Genomic DNA, 18,448 nt, shown 5'->3' on the forward strand with positions numbered 1-18,448 from the left:
GGACAAGCCGCATCCACCAGCTCCCGGATCCGCAGCCGCGAGCAGAACGCGGCCACCACCGGTAATGCTCCGAGCATCTTCTCGACACTGGCCTGGCCCCACTGCGCACGCTGCCTCATCTGCCAGGTCATACCGCGACGACGATCACCACAGCAAACCCGACGATCTTCAATCAACCCGACGTGCGGAAAACGGGGCTAGCGCAATCTGGCCTGGTCCAGGCGAAGTGGACGCACGCGATCCTGGATGAGGTACAGCGGAACCTCGCCGCGAATCTGCCGGATCTCGCTCCAGCCAAGCTGGAGCGCCTGCGTGAACTGATGATTGACGCCGTCCCCGACTGCATTGTGGAAGGGTACGAGCCGATCGTCGAGGGTCTTAAACTGCCGGACCCTGACGACAGGCACGTGCTGGCTGCAGCCATCAAGGCGAACGCCCAGGTGATCGTGACGTCGAACCTGCGGGACTTCCCCGTCGAGACGCTGGCCACATGGGGCGTAGATGCCAAAAGCCCGGACGATTTCGTCCTTGATCAGATTGACTTCGATGACCGCGTCGTCTGGGCTTGCGTGCAACAGATCGCGGACTCACGCACTAGGCCGCCACAGACCATCTATGACGTTCTCGACGCTCTGGAGCGCGCCGGCCTCGTTGAAGCGGTTGCGGCCCTGCGCAGTTGAGCGAGATCGTCAAGCAAGGCTGGAGCCCGGAGACGACGCGAGGGCTGACGACGACGGCGGAGCACTCGAACCAGTCGGGCGATCACGGCAAGATCAATCGTTTGGGACGAATCTGGCACGACAGCGAAACCAAACCCAGACAAGATCAAAGCCTAGGCACCGCATTCATCGATCTACCTGGGCTTTCTCGATTGGAGCGGGTGACGGGAATCGAACCCGCGCTGTCAGCTTGGGAATTGCAGGGATCTTGGCTCGTAGACGCGTTGACCTGGAGCTGAGGCCGGTCGTGAGTGACCGTGGTTGACCCCTCGTTACCGCACTTAATGGCACGCTAATGGCACGACGATCAGCCTGCGACCTGGCCTTCCTCGCGTGACGCGCACACGCCGGCCTCCTGATCATCCCGTCTGCCGTCGACCCGCCCGAAGGGGAAGCGGGCCAGGGCCACGGGGTCAAGGTGGAGCGCCCCACCGGACGAACGACCTTGACCCCGTGGCCCTGGTCTGCTCGGCTTGCCCCGGTCGATGGCGGACGGGATGATCAGGCTTCCGCCTCAGCCACCTACGGCCTCGCTCCCGGTGCGGCGATCATCCCGGAGCCGGAGCGCCCATAGGGAATTGGTTAGAGCAGAGCGGCTCATCTTGCGATGCTGTCTACTTTTGCACCCATACTTGAAGAACTACAGCATCAGATTCGGTTTCCCAAAATGAAACATATGGTGACTACTACAACGTTGGCGATAAGGTGCCTTAACCATGAGCCATTGGGGCGTCTCGTGCGTGTGGCCAAAACGGTGAGGGCCACAGGAATAAGAAGGCCTCCCAAAGTGGCATTGCCCAAGGCAGAACGAGGGGCAATCGACGAGAAGACCCACCCAAGATATATAGATACCGCAAAAGAAAGTAGATAGACCAAGGCAGAATGAACCTGCAGCGTTTTTCGGTCCAACGCGCGCTCAACTGCCCTTTTCTCTCGCCGAGTTAGCGGACTTTCAGCCTTGGGTTCTGGGGGTTCATCGTCCGCGCCCTCCTCCTCGTCCGAATCACTCTCCTCCCACGCGGTAATGTCCATGGCTTCAACGGCAACAAGCTTAGCTTTGGCTTCTTCAAGTTCTTGCGTCAGCTGTGCGCATCGACGCTCTGCAAGATCTTTCGCTGCACGTACTTGGGCCAGTTCAGCGATTAACTCCCTTCGTTTCTGCTCAAGCTCATTGCGCTCCCGAAGGATTTGATCGTAATCAGCTTTGTTGTGTTCAATGGCTCGTTGCACCTTAGTGCGATCCGAGCCTTCCAGCATCCGGTTCTGGACTTGTATCTCCTTGATCTGATTTTCTAGTTGGCTGATGCGTTCGTCACGCACCTCTAGCTCTCTCGTTACTAGCTTCTCTCGCTTGGCGGAGTAACGCTTCTCCTCGCGGGCTTCCTCCAACTCTCGTTCAAGCCGTTCGACAACCCACTTGGTGTTGCCACGTCCCCGCAACGCGGATCCATGCAGTTCACGGGCTTGCAGCCGCTCCTCCTGAGTGGGGTCGCGCCCCTGTTGCTGCGCTGCAACACTGAGGAACTGGTCGACGAAGCGCCAGCCTGGGATGCGGCCTCCGCTTAAGTAGCGTGACAACGTGCCTTGATCCACGTGACACATCTTGCTGGTCGCGCGAAGACTCACGCCTGTCAAGTCAAGGTAGCCGCGCAATAGCTCAGCTAGCGCACGGACTTCGGGCTCCAAGTCTGAACTAAGTGGATCAAGCTTGGAGGAAGGATGATCTGACACGCTCCACGGTCGCACATCTCTCCAGTGTTGCCAATCTCGAGGCAACATGACGTTGCCTGAGTGCAACACTCACCGCGTCGACGAAGCTGAGCCCACGAAGTTGAAAGCGGCGGAAAGGCTCATGATCCATGCAGATGTTCTCGTTCTCTGCGCTGGCCACTGGTGCAGGTGCGGTGAGGGTCCTGGTGGTAGCGCTTGCGCTCCTGCCCCTCCTCACAGTGGTGCTGTTCACGGTTCCTGCCCTGATCGTTCTCCCGTTTACGCGAGGCGGCCGATCTTTTCTTCGGTCCTACATAGAAAGGATGGCCGACTGGTCAAAGGCCATCCTTGTGTATAGCCGGGCTGAAACCTGACGCGGCCCGTGCGGCAGCCTCGTGCGCATCAGTATCCACGCTGGAGGTCGGCCCGAGTGGCGGGGCGGGCGCGAGAACGGCCCCCAGGCCGCACGCGCAGCGCGCGGCCCGCAAGCTCGGGCCGCGCGGCGGCGCGTGCGCCGCCGCCTTGATACCTACAAGAGCTATTCGGCAATCTTCCGGTCGAACACCCCGGCCTTGCGGGCCTCTGCAATGAGTTCGACGAGATCGGCTACAAGCTTCGGGCTTGCGGCGATGGTCGCTTGGGCGGTCATGCTGTGCGGGCTGCCGTCGATATCGATCACCGTTGCCCCCGCTTCCCTGGCGATGATGACGCCTGCTGCGGTATCCCACGGGTTGTTGCTGAGCATGATGGCGGCATCTATCCTTCCGTGTGCCACCCACGCGAGATCGATCGCGGCTGAGCCGAACATCCGAATGCGCTGAACGCGCGCAGCAAGCTCCTCGGTCAGAGCGAGCCTCGGCCGGTTACGCTCTTCGGCGTTCTCTCCCACGGCGTAGTCACCGATCGCCACAATCGCTCTCCGCAGCTCGTGGGCATCGCCCACCTGGATTGCGGAGCCGTTGACGCAAGCGCCGGCCTCTTCGGCCGCCGCATAGCGGAGGTTGAAAAATGGCAGGTCGATCACACCAAGCGTGGGGGCGTCCTTATCGACGAGGCCAAGGGAGACGCCGCAGAGCGGGATGCCGTGCAGGAAGTTGGCCGTCCCGTCCACAGGGTCCAGCGCCCACATAAGGCCATCGCCCAGGCGACTACCGCCTTCCTCCTCACCCAGAAAGCCGATCTCAGGCGTCTCACGAGCCAGGAACTCCCGCACGGCGTGCTCGACGGCGTAATCCACCTCCGTCGCCATGTCTCGATCCCCTTTGGCCGTGATGACGCCGGGAGCCTTGGTACGGATGATCTCGCTGGCGATCTGCACAGCTTGTTCACCGATGGGGAGCAGCGATCGGGCGTCGATGGTCATACGGGTTTGCTCCGCTCCCACATATCCCTGAACACCTGGTCGAAGACGGGGAACAGCCCCTCTGCGGCGGTGTTGTCCGTGATCACAAAGGTAGGTGAATCGACTCCGCGTGCCTGCGGCAGGTACGGCTGGACCACGCACAACGCCCGGTCCACGATGATCAGGTTGAATCGGATCGTCTCATCGTAGACGTGGAGTTCGAGGCGCTGGGCCGACGTGGTGTCGATCCGATCGCGCAGCCTGGTCAGCATGCTGATGTTGAGCGCCGTGAGGGTCGTCAGGGTGCTGTCGGTGTAGCCCTCTTCCGTTTCGCGGGCGCGGATCGCCTGGCCCTTCGGATCGAGGAAGAGGCAGCGAATGCGCGTGCCGGAGTCAAGCAGGCGCTTGAGCTGATGATCGGGGTAACTCTGGCAAAGGATGTTGAGCGACAGGCCCGCTGCGTTGATCTCCTTCGCGTCGTCGAACAACGACGAGGCCGGATATGCGGAGGAGAAAGCCGAACGGCTACTGAAGACGGCGGTCACGTCGGCCAATTGAGGGGCGGTTACTGCGGCGTCGGGGCCGGCGCTTCTGGCTGGGTCCGGCTCTGTTCTCTGGGCGGGGATCTCGACGGCAACTGTGGAGAACAGCTCGTGCGCCGACCTGCCAGGGAACATCGCCTCCAAGACGCGGCAGTGACCCGAGTACGGCAGACCCTTAAGCTCGCCGTTCAGCCACCGGTGGAGCTGCGCCCGGCTCGGCCAACCACCCTGCAACGACGGGTCCACCTTCTTGGCCGCCTTGTCGTACTCCTTACAGAACGTGCTGTACGTCTGCCAATGGCGTTGCATGAGGAGGGTCTTCAACAGGATCGGCTGGTCATTCATGATCCGCGCCTCGGGCTGGGGTGCCATACGAGCCCAGGTTAGCGACAGAGACGGGCTCGGACGAGACAAAGAGGAGACGAAAAGAGACGGGCCGATCACAGACGGTACGCAGGAGCGATCGAGACGTGACAGATCATCGGGCAATCCTCGTTGCATGACTGCGCCGTGTAACTCCTGCTCAGGGCGGGGCTGGAAGTACGTCAGCCGCCGCCGGACCGTGGTGGTAGCCGAGAACGAATCAGGCGTCGCTGCCCCTGATGACCGGCACCGCGATGGGTGCTGGCGGTGCAACGGAACCGGACGGGCGGGGGCATCGCTGTGAACATCTACGTCGGGTGCCTTGCACCTCATGTCGGTCCTCCTCGGCCCAATCACATGCGTCTGGTCTGGAGAGAGATCGTTCGCAAGCAGGGGACACCGCGCGTGCTCGAGTACACCTGCGAGTGCGAGGACATCGTTTACGAACGCTGCCGCGAGGGTGGCCTTGCCTACATTCGTCGGACCACGCGTCTCGATGGGGTCGTACAGCAGATTCACGAGACCTATCGCTGGCGGGCCAAGAAGACGCAGGACGTTTGGATCGCCCTGCTCAACGGCGAGGCTCGATAAGCCGGCGCGGCGGTCGGCGAACAGGGGTGCTGTTCCGTCGCGTCTTGGTGCTGGTGGAGGGACTGTCTGTTGCGCAGTCAGGTGGTTCCTCCACCAGCTCGTACGCTTCCTGTAGCTGAGGGGCAGACAGGCTGTCCAACTCGAACTAGGCTTTACGACAAGTCGAGTTGTTGGATGGTCGTCATGTCCTCAGAAGAGTTCGCGCCACCGAAGTACGCCCAGATCGTCCAGACGATCAGGCAGAAGATCGCGGACGGGACCTATCCACCCGGCTCCCTGCTGCCCTCCGAGACGCAGCTTGTCCGAGACTTCAAGGTGAGCCGCCCGACGGTGGTCCGGGCGCTGCAGGTTCTCCAACTCCGCGGCATCATCGAGCGGGAACACGGCAAGGGCTCCTTCGTGAAGGCGACTCCGCCAGGCGCATCTAACCAGAGCCCCCGTCCGGGCCGCGCCATCCTGGATCGTGTGGAAGCCGACGAGAACAGCGCGATCATCGAGGCCGGACCTGTGGCGGCCTCTGCGGCAGTCGCCAAACTCTTGGACGTGCCAGAGGGCTCCACAGTCGTACGACGCCGAGTGCTCTTCCGTGATGACGAGCGACCGACGGACCTGTTCACCGTGTGGTGTCCGGTGCATCAGACCGAGGGAACGCTGCTCGCCGAGGCGGAACCCCTCCCCGCCGGCATCAGGGAACATCTCCGGGAGAGCAGGGGCCTCAAGCTGCAACACGTCGTCGAACGGCTGAGCGCCCGGCACCCTTCAGCGGACGAAGCCAAGCTCTTGGAGATACGCAAGAGCGCGCCGGTCATCGGGGTGCTGGCCAGCGTGTTCAACGGTGGAGGACGACCCGCGCTCGTTGTGGACCTGGTGTTGCCCGGCGACCTTCACGAGTTGGAAGACTCTTACTCCCTCTAGCAAGGGGCTCGTTGAAAGCACGCCCACTTCCGACGCTTCTCCTCATTCGGGACATTCTCCGCATTACCGCTTTTCACGCCGTGCCACGGATTGACATGGTTTCCGCGTGGCTTATGGGCCGATTCCTCCTAGCCCTCAGAAGATCTTGAAGAAATACCGCTAACTCGTGTTGTCAAGTCGCTGACCTGCGGGTACCTTCATGACAACTCGACAAGACGAGTTAGCGACAAGACGACTAGCTAGGAGCATGCCTCATGGCACTGCAAGGTCCCATCCCCGTCACGTTCGACATGGTGTTCCCGCACGGCTGCTACATCGTCGGCGAGGTCGAGCCCGTCAAGGACTTCGACGCCTCGACCAACGGGCGCTTCGTCCAGACCCGCGACAAGCAGAGCGGAGAGCTCGTCTGGCAGGTCAGCGTCATGGACGCGGACCCGACACTCAAGGCGGCTCAGAAGACCGTCTCCGTCAAGATCCTCAGCCCGGTGCAGCCGGTTCCTCCGGCTCCGATGGCCGGGCTGCCGTTCACGCCGGTCGAGTTCGACCACATGACCGCAACGCCGTACGTCAACCAGGCCGGAAGGCTGGCCTACTCGATCAAGGTCCGTGAGATGCGGGCTCCTCGTCCGGCCGGTAAGACGAACGCTCCTGCCAAGGACGCGGCGTGATGGGGCGGCGGAAGGCGCGTCCGGTCAGCACGATCGCGCTCAAGGTCGGTCAGGGCGCTGACGTGCGGAACCATTTGTATCCACAGCGCTCACCGGTCCTGGGACTGGTCTTCGGGGGCACGCAGGTGCTCGTCACCACCTCGGCCAACGATCACGTCACCCTCGACGACGTCGAGTTCGCTCGGACTCTGGCGCGAGAGGCAGCCATGTTCGCGGGAGCGGTGGAGCGCATGTTCCACGGCCTCCCGAACGGGCTGGGGGTGGCGGGTCGATGACGCTTAGCCCATACACCTACGTCACCGTCTCCATGCGTCCCGGTCAGCCGTCGCGGATCAGCATCGCCTTCTGCTCGGCGGAGCTGCGAGCGAGCGCCTGGCTCGGGGAGAACGGCAAGCCCTGCCTCAACCTCGACGCCCCGGACGCCTCGGTGACCGTCTCGACCTCGGGGCCGGTGACCGAGGACGACCTGACCGTTGCTCGCGAGATCTTCAACTCCGCTGCTCGGTACCTGGCCGACTGCGAGCGACTGCACCTTGGCGAGTCACACAAGGCCACCGACGGCGAGGCGGCCTGATGTTCAGCGGGGCCGCAGGAAGCGGCAACTTCCGGCGGCCCCTCGGTCTTCCGCACACACGCGACATGCATGGAAGGACTTCACCCTAATGTTCAAGAGGATGCCCGGCGACGAGCCGCACCGCATCGTCTCGACCACGCCCGACACGGCGGTGGTCTTCAAACCGGCCGTGGTGCAGACCCCGGCCATCATCACTCTGGTCATCTTCATCGCCCGGTTCATGACCGGCCTCTTCCGGCTGACCTGGCGGCACCCCATCGCCCTGGCGGCGATCGCGGTTCCCGCCGGCCTCTGCCTGGTGTACGGCTGGCGCGCTGCGCTGCTGCTCGTCGTTCCGGCTCTCGTCGCCATGGGCGCCTGGGCAGTCCTCGACCGGCCGACGTTCGTGCGATGGATCGGCTGGCGACTGCTCGCTTTCGCACGCTGGTTCTGGGTCTACCGGCGGCACTGGCAACCGGTCATGACCGTCGCGGGGCTGGCTCGCCACATACGCGGGCGGGAGTACGTTCCGCGGCTGGTCAAGGTGACCTCCGATTCCTGGGCCGACCGGCTCACCGTCCGCATGCTCGACGGCCAGGCGGTCAAGGACTGGTCCGACCGGATCGAGAACCTGTCACACGGCTTCGGGTCGGAGACGTGCCGCGTCTCGGTGGCCAAGGCCGGTCAGCTCGTGCTGACCTTTCCACGCCATGACCCGCTGTCCGCACCGATCGCAGCGCTGCCGGTCCCGGACACGCCGACTGTCGGTCCGGTCGAGATCGGCAGGCAGGAGGATGGCTCGCCCTGGCTTCTCCGGCTCCACGGGACTCATGTCCTCGTTGCCGGGGCCACCGGGGCGGGCAAGGGCTCGATCATCTGGTCAGCGATCCGAGGGCTGATGCCTGCGATGCGTGCCTGCCTGGTCGAGGTCTGGGCACTCGACCCGAAGCTGATGGAGCTGTCGTACGGCAAGGCACTCTTCGGCGGCAGGTACGCGGCCGATCCCGCTGACTGCGCTGACCTGCTCGACGAGGCCGTGAGCGTCATGCACAAGCGGGCGGCCCGCTTCGCCGGGGTGCAGCGATCGCACACACCCACCCTCGACGACCCCTTCGTTCTGGTCGTAGTCGATGAGGTGGCGTTCCTGACCGCTTACCAGTCCGACAGGCAGCTCAGGCAACGCATCTCGGCTGCCTTGGCCACGCTGACCACTCAAGGGCGCGCGGTCGGCGTCGGCGTCCTGGCGGCGCTCCAAGACCCTCGCAAGGAAGTGATGAACATCCGCAACCTCTTCCCGGACAAGATCGCTCTACGGCTGGACGAGTCGGAGCAGGTGGACATGGTGCTCGGTGACGGGGCACGAGATCGCGGCGCGCTGGCCGACCGCATCTCTCCTCGTCCGGAACGCGGCGCTGGCGTCGGATACGTACGGCTGGAGACCAGTCCCGATCCGATCCGTGTCCGTGCCGCGTACGTCTCCGACGACGACATTCGCGCGATGGTCGGTGAGGTCCGATGACGCTGGCTCACTTCCTCGACGGCCTCCGTTGCGCTTCGTGCGGCGCGCTGAACGTCCTGTGGCTCGACGCGATGCGTGGCCTGGTCGAGTGCTCCGAGTGCGGACAGACAGCGCTCACATTCCCAGAGATCGGAGAGGAGGTCCGTTGACCGACCGCAAGACTCCGCGCGCTGTCCGCATGGCCCAGCCGCTCGCCCGAGACGTTGCCGAGGAGATCGCCAAGGTTCACGGCGTCTGCATCCGCCCCGTGGCGCTCAGGCGGCTCGACATGACGACCGGCGAGTCAGAGGTCGTCGATGTCCCGTGCGGCTCACCACTGGAGAGCAAGTGTCCTCCGTGCGCCAAGCGCAACCGGCAACTCCGGATGGCACAGTGCCGCGAGGGCTGGCACCTCGACGAGGAGCCGATCATCACACCCGACGAGGCGACCGACGGGCAGCGCTGGCTCGTCGAGTTCCGCGCTGACATGCAGGCCAAGCGCGACGAGGAGGCAAAGGCCGGCGGCGACACCTCCGACCTGGACGCCGTACTTACTGGGCTCGACATCGAGATCAACGAGGCCGGGATGCGCGGGAACGTGGTGGGCCGCACGGGCTCCAAGCGGGTCCGCTCGACCAAGCGCCGCCAGGACGCACCCGACCTGCCCAAGCGGAAGATGGCCAGCACCACCCTGGGCCGGACCTTCGAGGCGGCCGACGGCAGAACCTACCGTCCTTCGCTGTTCGTCACGCTCACCCTGCCGAGCTACGGCAAGGTCCTCAACGGCGCTCCCATCGACCCGGACACGTACGACTACGTTCGGGCCGCTCGTGACGCGCTGCACTTCTCCAAGCTGGTGGACCGGTTCGTGCAGAACCTTCGCCGGGTCGCCGGGTACGACGTGCAGTACTTCGCCACGGTGGAGCCTCAGAAGCGGCTGGCCCCGCATCTGCACATGGCCATCCGGGGCACCCTGCCGCGCGCTGAGATGAAGCAGATCGCGGCGGCGACCTATCACCAGGTCTGGTGGCCTCAGGCGGATGACGCCCGCTTCGAGGGTGACCACCTGCCCGTCTGGAACGACGGCATCGGCTACGCGGACCCTGACACGGGCGAGGTCCTGCCCACGTGGGACGAAGCTCTCGACCAGCTCGGCGACGAGCCCATGCACGTGATCCGCTTCGGCGATCAGGTGGACGTGAAGGGCGTGCTCGCCGGGTCACCGGACGCCGACCAGTGCATCCGGTACCTGTCCAAGTACCTGACGAAGAGCCTCAGCGAGACCTTGGACGGCCAGGCTCAGCGGGAGCACGCGGCCCGCTTCGTCGATGTCCTGCGTTACGAACCGTGCTCGCCTACCTGCCCGAACTGGCTCCGGTACGGCGTGCAGCCCAAGAACGCCAAGCCGGGGATGGTTCCCGGTTGCTGCCGGTCCAAGGCCCACAAGTCTGAACACCTCGGCTACGCCGGTCGCCGGGTCCTGGTCTCCCGCAAGTGGAGCAACAAGACCCTCGCCGAACACAAGCAGGACCGCCGTACATGGGTCCTGGAAGCGCTCGGCCAGGCCGACGAGCCCACCGACCCGCACCGCTACGTCTGGCAGCCGGTCAGGCCGGGCGATCCCGATGTCGCTCCGATCGGCGTCCGGCTCCTCCGATCCATCGCCGAACGCCAGCGATGGCGCGCTCACCTGAGACGCCTCGAAGAACTTTCGGCAACTCCGCAGGCAGCCTGAGAGGAGGAGATCTTGGACCAACTGTTCACCGTCCCCGAAGCGGCCGAACTGCTCAGCACCTCGGTTCGCTTCGTCCGCCGACTGATCGCCGAACGCCGCATCGAGTTCGTAAAGGTCGGGCGGCACGTCCGCATCCGAGAGTCCGCACTGATCGCCTTCGTCGTCGCCGGGACCGTCCCGCCCATGACGACCTTCGACGCAACCGGGAGGGCCGCCTGATGGCGAACAAGGAGAATCACCGCCGTTTCGGCAACATCCGCAAGCTGCCCTCGGGGCGCTTCCAGATCCGCTATCCCGGACCGGACGGCCGGATCAGGACGGGTGAGGAGACCTATGAGCGCAAGGGCGATGCCGACCGGGCGCTGACCCTGATCGAGGGGAAGATTCTCGCTGGGACGTGGACCGACCCCGAGCGGGCCAAGGTCAAGCTCGCGGAGTATTCGGCAACCTGGATCGACCAGCGCCCTGGGCTTCGACCGAGGACGATCGATCTCTATCGCTGGCTGCTCAAGAAGCACATCACGCCCTATCTCGGCAACGTCCCGCTCGGCAAGCTCTCTACGGCGATGATTCGGCAGTGGCGGGCGGACCTGCTCGGTAAGGGCGTCTCGGTGAGCATGGCTGCCAAGGCGTACCGCCTCCTCCGCGCCGTACTCATGACGGCCGCCGAGGATGACCGAATCATCTCCCGCAACCCATGCCGGATCCGCGGGGCCGGCGACGAGCACGCCGAAGAGCGACCGGTCCTTTCCGTGGGGCAGGTCTTCGAGTTGGCGGACAAGGTCGGGCGCAGCCCGATTGGCAGCATTCGAGGGCTCAAGAAGGGAGAGGGCCACCGCATCCGATTCCAGAGGCATGGGGAGATGCGGACGCACGCAGAGGTGTTCCCAACCCGTGCCGAAGCCGGGCGGGCGCTGTGGAAGATGATCGACACCGGCCAGGCCGACTGCACGCACGATCGCCGGTACCGGGCCTTCGTGCTCCTGGCCACGTTCGCGAGCCTGCGGTGGGGTGAGATCACCGCACTGACCCGATCCGACCTCGACCTTGACGCAGGCACGGTCCGCGTGCGCCTTGCCTATGTGGAACGCTCCACTGGTGAGCTGGTTCTCGGCCCGCCCAAGTCCAAGGCCGGCAAGCGCATCGTCGGCATCCCACAGGCGATCATCCCGGCACTGAGGGAACACCTGCGGCTCTACGTGAAGCCCGACGCGGGAGCGCTGATCTTCACCGGGATCAAGGGCGGCCCGCTGCGCCGGAGCGCGTTCAACAAGCTGTCCGGCTGGACGGCAGCCGTGCGGGCGATCGGTGTTCCGGGCCTGCACTTCCATGATCTGCGCCACACGGGAAACATGATCGCGGCGGACTCGGGCGCGGGTCTCAAGGACCTCATGGCGCGGATGGGACACGATAACGTCCGGGCCGCGATGATCTATCAGCATGCCGTGCGGGGGGCCGACAAGTTGATCACAGATGCGATCGATCGACGGCTCGTTCCACACATACCCCAATGACTCACAGTCAAGATCCCTGGGATGCACGATCCGCCGACACGCCGGACATGTCCGCCCTTGATGACCTTTGGCCAGGTCATCGCCTGCAGCCGATGAAAGCGAGCGTGTGTTCGGCTCCTGGGCCCCACAAGTGTCTGTTCGTACCGCTAGACTCAGAGTGAGCACGAAAACCCCGGCCACAGACGGCCAGGGCTGGTGCCTGATCTATGCCTGTAGCCGGGGCCCGCTATTACTTGGCAGTTAGCGACCCTAGCATCCGAATGTTTACCTGCGCCGCGCAGGGCCGACATTTGATCGGGATGTGATCAAGCTCCTTAGTGCTCGGCAAGGGGGAAAGACTCCCTTGGCGTGTCAAAGGAGACACAGTGAGAAAGCCGATTGGCACCACTGCTAAGACCGGTGAGAGGTGCCCCGAGAGCGGCGTCTGGCAGGTTACGACCGCGCCGACGACCACCGCCCCCATCGCGAAGACCAACGTCATGCCGCCGTACCAGAACAAGGCGGTCACTTGGCAGCTCAAGAGCTACGCCTGATAGCGACGCGGTCTAGCACCATCTGAAGAGGCCGGAGCTCCTGCGGTTGATTGAGGAGCCTCGGCCTCTTCGTAGTCCTGGGGAACGTGGGGCCGGCAATGGCACGCTAATGGCACGCAGAGATCAACAACCCCGGGAAACAGAGGAGCCCAGGTGCCGGATCAACCGGTCTACCTGGGCTTTCATACTGAGAGCGGGTGACGGGAATCGAACCCGCGCTGTCAGCTTGGGAAGCTGATGTTCTGCCATTGAACTACACCCGCGTACGACCGAAAGCCGCGTCCCCCACTGTAGCGGAAACTTGCCCCGGATCAGCAATCCCCGCCTCGCGGACTTTCGCCTCCGAGACGGTAGGTTGCAGTGCGTGCTGCTATCCGACCGTGACATCCTCGCCGAGATCGACGCCGGCCGGCTCGTGCTCGATCCGTTCGACCAGGACATGATCCAGCCGTCCAGCATCGATGTGCGGCTTGACCGGTTCTTCCGGGTGTTCGAGAACCATCGTTACCCGCACATCGATCCGTCCGTGGAGCAGCCGGATCTTACGCGGATGGTGGAGCCGGCGGGGGACGAGCCGTTCATCCTGCATCCTGGGGAGTTCGTGCTGGCATCCACGTACGAGATGATCACGTTGCCTGATGATCTGGCGTCGCGGTTGGAGGGCAAGAGTTCGCTCGGGCGGCTGGGGTTGCTGACGCATTCGACGGCGGGGTTCATCGATCCGGGGTTCAACGGGCACGTGACGCTGGAGTTGTCGAACGTGGCGACGTTGCCGATCAAGTTGTGGCCGGGGATGAAGATCGGGCAGTTGTGCGTGTTCAGGCTCAGTTCTCCTGCCGAGCATCCGTACGGGTCCGACAAGTACGGGTCGCGTTACCAGGGGCAGCGGGGGCCGACCCCGTCGCGGTCGTTCCGGAACTTCCACCGGACGAAGATCTGAATAAACATGAACATCAGGTGAACAGTCGGGGAACATCCTGGTCGGAGAAGTAGGGGTACCCCGGGTCGAGGCGATGCGGACGGGCCGTTTAAGGTCAGCTGGAGCTGCAAAAAGCGCCCAAACTACCGGGGTTTCCGGTGTCGTACAACCTGCTCCGGGTAGCCATTAGGCGAAGGGGACATGAAGTTCGTATTTCGCCTGGCTACCCGTACCCTCTTCCACGGACCATCCCCGCACATCTGGAGAACGACGTGCGCCTGCGTCTCACGCCACGTGAGGACAGCTACTACGACCTGTTCGCCGACTCGGCGAACAACCTGGTCACCGCATCCCGGCTACTGGTAGAGATCATCAGCGACGGATCGGACAGGGAGACCCTGGCCGAGAAGATGCGCGCCTGCGAGCACGCCGGCGATGAACGTACTCACGCGATCATGAACCGGCTCAACGAGAGCTTCATCACCCCCTTCGACCGCGAGGACATCTACCGGCTCGCCTCCAACCTCGATGACGTGATGGACGCCATGGAAGCGGCGTCCGACCTCATCGTGCTGTATCAGATCGACCATCTGCCCAAAGACGTCGTCAGGCAGGTCGAGGTGCTGGAGCGTGCCGCGGAACTCACCGCGGAGGCCATGCCGCGGCTGCGTTCGATGAAGAACCTCAACGAATACTGGATCGAGGTCAACCGCCTGGAGAACCAGGGCGACCAGGTCTATCGGAGGTTGCTGGCCAAGCTGTTCAGCGGCGAGTTCGACGCCCTCACGGTCATGAAGATGAAGGAGGTGGTCGACGCCCTCGAAGAGGCCGCCGACGCCTTCGAGCACGTGGCCAACACCGTCGAGTCGATCGCGGTCAAGGAAAGCTAAGCCCGGTGGACCTCACGCTCGGCCTCGTCATCTGCGTGGTCGTCATCGCACTGGCATTCGACTACACCAACGGATTCCATGACGCGGCGAACGCCATCGCGACCTCCGTCTCGACCCGGGCCCTCACTCCCAGGGCCGCGCTGTTCATGGCGGCGGCCATGAACTTCATCGGCGCCCACCTGGGCACCCAGGTCGCGCAGACGGTCGGCATAGGCATCATCGACGCGCCTGACGGCTCGCACGGTCTGGTCATCGTGGCGTCAGCGCTGATCGGCGCGATCGCCTGGAACCTGATCACCTGGTATTTCGGTCTGCCCTCCTCCTCCAGCCACGCGCTCATCGGCGGCCTGGTGGGCGCCGCGCTGGCCTCGGCCAGCGTGGTGCACTGGGACGGCGTCATGGAGAAGGTCGTCATCCCGATGATCTTCTCGCCCCTGGTCGGGTTCAGTCTCGCCGCCGCGATCATGATCGCAATTTATTGGATCTTTCGCAACAGCCAGCCCGGCAAGACCAACCGCGGCTTCCGCTACACGCAGACCGTCTCGGCCGCCGCCATGGCGCTCGGGCACGGGCTGCAGGACGCGCAGAAGACGATGGGTGTCATCTTCCTGGCACTGACGGTCGGCGGTTTCGCCGACAAGAACGATCCGATCCCGCAGTGGGTCATCCTGGCCGCCGCGGGTGCGATCTCGCTGGGCACGTACGCCGGCGGCTGGCGCATCATGCGCACGCTCGGCCGCCGCATCATCGCGCTCGACCCACCCCAGGGGTTCGCCGCGGAGTCGGCGGCGGCGACCGTGCTGTACGGAGCCGCCATCGGGTTCGGGGCGCCCATCTCCACCACGCACACGATCACGTCAGCGATCATGGGCGTGGGGGCCACCAAGCGGCTCAGTGCCGTACGGTGGGGCGTCGCGGGCAACATCGTGACGGCATGGATCCTCACCATCCCGGCCGCGGCGCTCGTGGCGTCCGTCTCCTACTTCATCCTTCACGCGATCGTGGAGTAGGCGTCTCAGGAAGCCGGGACGCCTGTCTCGGGAGCCGCGTACATCACGTCCACGTCCCACCGGTTGAAGCCGAGGGACTCGTACAGTCTGATCGCCGCCGTGTTGGCCTCGTCCACGTACAACATCGCCTGGGCGAGGCCGCGCGCCCGGAGGTGGTGCAGTCCGGCCAAGGTGAGGGCCTTGCCGAGGCCGGTGCCCTGCTGGGAGGGGTCGACGCCGACGACGTACACCTCTCCCAGAGGCTCGTGGCCGTGCGCGGACGAGCCGTGCACCTTCGTCCAGTGGAAGCCGGCCAGCCGCTCGCCGCGGAAGGCCAGGAAGAAACCCTCGGTGTCGAACCAGGGTTCCTGCTCGCGCCGCAGCAGGTCGTCCATCGTCCACGCGCCCTGCTCGGGGTGATGGGCGAACGCCTCGGCGTTGACCTTGAGCCACGCCTCCTCGTCCTGGCCGGGTACGAACGTGCGAAGGCTGACGTCCGGAGGCAGGGTGACGGGAGGCAGCGGGGCGAACAGGGAGCGGCGCATCTGCCACAGCGAGCGCACGCGTTCGAACCCGAACGCGGCCGCCAGCGCCCCCGCCCCCGGATACCCTCCGTGGGCCCACAGGCGCGCCCTGCCGCCCGCCAGGTCCATCACGGACCTCAGCAGCCGTGTGCCGTGGCCGCGGCGGCGGTGTGCGGGGTGGACGACGAGTTCCACGCTGGGCCCCTCGACCTCGTCGGTGGGGTCGACGTGGGCGTAGCCCGCCAGGGTGTCGTCCTCCATGAGCAGCAGGGAGCGGGCCTGCGGGTCGCCGCCGTAGCGCAGATGGAGCATCACGTGCTCGTTGAGCGGCCGTACGCCGTCGGCCTCCGTCGCGACCTGGACCAGGCCGAGCACGTCGGCGATCTCCTGGTCATCGAGCACTTGCCGAACTTCCACACGCACACTCACAGAACGAACTCTAGGCCTATGGCTGGCAAATAACGCCATGGCAGCGCCCGGCAAATCGTTACCTTTGCGACATCGGCTGCACGGACAACGGTCGTAACGTCTTGGGCCATGACGTCTCGTTCCTTCCTCCGGCTGGCGCTGGCCGGAGCCGTCGCCTCGGGAGCGGTCACGCTCTCCGCCCTTCCGGCGGACGCGAGCAAGCCACCGCGTACGGTTCCCGTACGGCTGCTCGCCCTCAACGACTTCCACGGCAACCTCGAGCCTCCGACCGGCTCCTCAGGCCGCATGGTCGACGAGCACGGCAACACGGTCGACGCCGGCGGCGCGGCCTACGTCGCGACCCACATGAAGGCCCTGTCCGACAGGAACACGATCGCGGTGGCCCAGGGCGACCTCATCGGGGCGACGCCGCTGATCTCGGCGGCCTACCACGACGAGCCGTCCGTCGAGTTCCTGGGCAAGCTGGGGCTCAAGGTCGCCGCGGTGGGCAACCACGAGTTCGACGAGGGCTACGCCGAGCTGCGGCGGATCATGAAGGGCGGCTGCCACCCGGTGGACGGCTGCTCGCCCGCCGGCGAGTGGAAGGGCGCGAAGTTCGACTACGTGGGCGCGAACGTGCTGTTCAAGAACCGCCACGCGAAGACCGACGCACTGGCCGCGCTCGGCGGCTCGAACGCGGCGCGGCTCAAGCAGGCGTTGTCCGGCTTCGGCGTGCCCGCGCTGCCGCCGGTGAGCGTCAAGTGGATGAACGGCGTGCCGATCGGCTTCATCGGCCTGGTCACGAAGACGACGCCGGGCATCGTGTCGAGCGAGGGGATCAAGGACCTCACGTTCGCGGACGAGGTCAAGGCCGCGAACGTGGCGTCCAAGCTGCTCAAGCTCGTGGGCGTCAAGGCCCAGGTGGTGCTCGTGCACGAGGGCGACCAGGTGAACGAGGGCCAGTCGCCCGACGCGTGCAGCGCCGTCCCGGGGGCGGGCAACCGCATCGCGACGCAGGTGGACGCTGAGATCGACGTGGTGCTCAGCGGCCACTCCCACCAGGCGTACGTGTGCACGGTGAAGGACCCGGCGGGCAGGAACCGGCTGTTCTCGCAGGGCGGCTCGTTCGGACGGGTCGTCACGCAGGTGGACATGAAGGTGGACGCCAGAACGCGGGACATCGACCGCGCCTCGCTCGTGGCGGACAACCACGTGGTGACCCGAACAGTCACCCCAGATCCCGAAATTTCAATGTTCGTGCAGACGTGGAAGGACCGCGTCGCCCCCGTCGCCAACAAGGCCGTCGGCACGATCACCGCCGACATCACCAACACGGCCGCGTCCTCAGGCGAGTCGCCCCTCGGCAACCTCATCGCCGACGCCCAGCTCGCCGCCACGAGGACCGGCGGCGACGCGCAGATCGCGCTGATGAACCCGGGTGGGGTGCGGGCCTCGCTGTCGCACGCGTCGTCACCGGCCGGCGAAGGCGACGGGATCGTCACGTATGGCGAGGCCTTCACCGTTCAGCCGTTCAACAACCTCATGCAGGTCGTCACACTGACCGGCGCCCAGCTCAAGACGGTGCTGGAGCAGCAGTTCCCCGGCGGGCCCAACAACCAGGCGTTCGCCAAGATCCTGCAGCCCTCGGCGAACTTCACCTACACCTACAGCACCAGCGCCGCCTGGGGTTCGAAGGTCTCCGACATGAAGATCGACGGAACGCCGGTGACCGACACGCAGACCGTCCGGGTCGCGGCCAACAACTTCCTGGTGGGCGGCGGCGACGCGTTCCTGGCCTTCCAGGAGGGCACCGACGTGTGGAGCGGGCCGCTCGACATCGACGCCTTCGTCGACCACCTCGGCAAGGACAACCCGATCGCCCCGCCCGCGACCGACCGCATCACCGTGACCGGCTGACCATTTCGAGGCCCGTCCCCTGGGGGCGGGCCCGTCCACACCCTCCATCTCTTACGGCACCGCCAACGTCACCCACCCGCCGCACACGGCCGGGGGCCTCCCCGGCCCTCGCCGGAAC

Annotated in this window: 20 protein-coding genes and 1 tRNA gene; 16 read left to right on the forward strand and 5 right to left on the reverse strand. The window is 65.0% G+C overall.

What is annotated here, in order from left to right:
* The first annotated feature begins 182 nt into the window (after window positions 1-182).
* On the forward strand, window positions 183-680 hold the full coding sequence (locus E1267_RS34175) for a PIN domain-containing protein (protein ID WP_246064433.1): 498 nt from the start codon (window positions 183-185) through the stop codon (window positions 678-680).
* A complete protein-coding gene (locus E1267_RS34180; RefSeq protein WP_132338823.1) occupies window positions 677-958 on the forward strand; it encodes a hypothetical protein in 282 nt (93 codons plus the stop codon). Before E1267_RS34175 ends, E1267_RS34180 begins: the two co-directional genes overlap by 4 nt.
* Window positions 959-1,367: 409 nt before the next feature.
* Here E1267_RS34180 and E1267_RS34185 read toward each other — a convergent pair whose 3' ends face one another.
* The 3 genes from E1267_RS34185 to E1267_RS34195 all read right to left on the reverse strand — a co-directional run bounded on the left by E1267_RS34185 (window position 1,368) and on the right by E1267_RS34195 (window position 4,685).
* A complete protein-coding gene (locus E1267_RS34185; RefSeq protein ID WP_132338825.1) occupies window positions 1,368-2,312 on the reverse strand; it encodes a hypothetical protein in 945 nt (314 codons plus the stop codon).
* A gap of 655 nt (window positions 2,313-2,967) precedes the next feature.
* A complete protein-coding gene (locus E1267_RS34190) occupies window positions 2,968-3,792 on the reverse strand; it encodes an inositol monophosphatase family protein (protein ID WP_132338827.1) in 825 nt (274 codons plus the stop codon).
* Window positions 3,789-4,685 (reverse strand): DUF5919 domain-containing protein, encoded by an 897-nt coding sequence (locus tag E1267_RS34195; protein ID WP_220449814.1) that lies wholly within the window; start codon window positions 4,683-4,685, stop codon window positions 3,789-3,791. Before E1267_RS34195 ends, E1267_RS34190 begins: the two co-directional genes overlap by 4 nt.
* A 396-nt stretch (window positions 4,686-5,081) precedes the next feature.
* Here E1267_RS34195 and E1267_RS34200 point away from each other — a divergent pair, with 396 nt between their 5' ends.
* From E1267_RS34200 to E1267_RS44870, 10 genes are all read left to right on the forward strand, one after another.
* Window positions 5,082-5,267, forward strand: coding sequence for a hypothetical protein (locus E1267_RS34200; protein ID WP_132338829.1), 186 nt, complete (start codon window positions 5,082-5,084; stop codon window positions 5,265-5,267).
* A gap of 174 nt (window positions 5,268-5,441) precedes the next feature.
* On the forward strand, window positions 5,442-6,182 hold the full coding sequence (locus E1267_RS34205) for a GntR family transcriptional regulator (protein ID WP_132338831.1): 741 nt from the start codon (window positions 5,442-5,444) through the stop codon (window positions 6,180-6,182).
* Between the two features lie 254 nt (window positions 6,183-6,436).
* Window positions 6,437-6,850, forward strand: coding sequence for a plasmid replication, integration and excision activator (locus E1267_RS34210; protein WP_132338833.1), 414 nt, complete (start codon window positions 6,437-6,439; stop codon window positions 6,848-6,850).
* Window positions 6,850-7,125 (forward strand): hypothetical protein, encoded by a 276-nt coding sequence (locus tag E1267_RS34215; protein ID WP_132338835.1) that lies wholly within the window; start codon window positions 6,850-6,852, stop codon window positions 7,123-7,125. The genes E1267_RS34210 and E1267_RS34215 overlap by 1 nt, the downstream gene beginning before the upstream one ends.
* Window positions 7,122-7,424 carry a hypothetical protein gene (locus E1267_RS34220; protein WP_132338837.1) on the forward strand — a complete coding sequence of 101 codons (303 nt, stop codon included), beginning with the start codon at window positions 7,122-7,124 and terminating at the stop codon, window positions 7,422-7,424. The genes E1267_RS34215 and E1267_RS34220 overlap by 4 nt, the downstream gene beginning before the upstream one ends.
* Before the next feature lie 88 nt (window positions 7,425-7,512).
* The gene (locus E1267_RS34225) at window positions 7,513-8,922 is read left to right on the forward strand and encodes an FtsK/SpoIIIE domain-containing protein (protein WP_132338839.1); all 1,410 of its coding nucleotides are present in this window, start codon (window positions 7,513-7,515) and stop codon (window positions 8,920-8,922) included.
* A 178-nt stretch (window positions 8,923-9,100) separates the two neighbouring features.
* Window positions 9,101-10,636: a replication initiator gene (locus tag E1267_RS34230; protein ID WP_132338855.1), complete on the forward strand. Its 1,536-nt coding sequence runs from the start codon at window positions 9,101-9,103 to the stop codon at window positions 10,634-10,636.
* 12 nt (window positions 10,637-10,648) lie between these two features.
* Window positions 10,649-10,855: a helix-turn-helix domain-containing protein gene (locus tag E1267_RS34235; protein ID WP_246064434.1), complete on the forward strand. Its 207-nt coding sequence runs from the start codon at window positions 10,649-10,651 to the stop codon at window positions 10,853-10,855.
* Window positions 10,855-12,150 (forward strand): tyrosine-type recombinase/integrase, encoded by a 1,296-nt coding sequence (locus E1267_RS45935; RefSeq protein WP_220449815.1) that lies wholly within the window; start codon window positions 10,855-10,857, stop codon window positions 12,148-12,150. The genes E1267_RS34235 and E1267_RS45935 overlap by 1 nt, the downstream gene beginning before the upstream one ends.
* Window positions 12,151-12,515: 365 nt before the next feature.
* On the forward strand, window positions 12,516-12,683 hold the full coding sequence (locus E1267_RS44870; RefSeq protein ID WP_165959960.1) for a hypothetical protein: 168 nt from the start codon (window positions 12,516-12,518) through the stop codon (window positions 12,681-12,683).
* A 192-nt stretch (window positions 12,684-12,875) separates the two neighbouring features.
* Here E1267_RS44870 and E1267_RS34250 read toward each other — a convergent pair.
* A tRNA-Gly gene (locus E1267_RS34250) sits at window positions 12,876-12,946 on the reverse strand.
* Between the two features lie 101 nt (window positions 12,947-13,047).
* On the opposite strand from E1267_RS34250, the gene dcd reads away from it, so the two are divergent.
* From dcd to E1267_RS34265, 3 genes are all read left to right on the forward strand, one after another.
* Window positions 13,048-13,623 (forward strand): dCTP deaminase, encoded by a 576-nt coding sequence (gene dcd / locus E1267_RS34255; RefSeq protein WP_132338843.1) that lies wholly within the window; start codon window positions 13,048-13,050, stop codon window positions 13,621-13,623.
* Window positions 13,624-13,874: 251 nt separating this feature from the next.
* On the forward strand, window positions 13,875-14,492 hold the full coding sequence (locus tag E1267_RS34260) for a DUF47 domain-containing protein (RefSeq protein WP_132338845.1): 618 nt from the start codon (window positions 13,875-13,877) through the stop codon (window positions 14,490-14,492).
* Window positions 14,493-14,497: 5 nt separating this feature from the next.
* Window positions 14,498-15,502 carry an inorganic phosphate transporter gene (locus E1267_RS34265; RefSeq protein ID WP_132338847.1) on the forward strand — a complete coding sequence of 335 codons (1,005 nt, stop codon included), beginning with the start codon at window positions 14,498-14,500 and terminating at the stop codon, window positions 15,500-15,502.
* A gap of 5 nt (window positions 15,503-15,507) precedes the next feature.
* Here the strand turns inward: E1267_RS34265 and mshD are convergent, their stop codons facing one another.
* A complete protein-coding gene (gene mshD, locus E1267_RS34270; RefSeq protein WP_246064435.1) occupies window positions 15,508-16,434 on the reverse strand; it encodes a mycothiol synthase in 927 nt (308 codons plus the stop codon).
* Between the two features lie 108 nt (window positions 16,435-16,542).
* Between mshD and E1267_RS34275 the strand changes: the two genes are divergently transcribed.
* A complete protein-coding gene (locus E1267_RS34275; protein ID WP_132338851.1) occupies window positions 16,543-18,330 on the forward strand; it encodes a bifunctional metallophosphatase/5'-nucleotidase in 1,788 nt (595 codons plus the stop codon).
* Window positions 18,331-18,448 lie beyond the last annotated feature (118 nt).

The sequence above is a fragment of the Nonomuraea longispora genome, assembly GCF_004348345.1.
Classification (GTDB): domain Bacteria; phylum Actinomycetota; class Actinomycetes; order Streptosporangiales; family Streptosporangiaceae; genus Nonomuraea; species Nonomuraea longispora.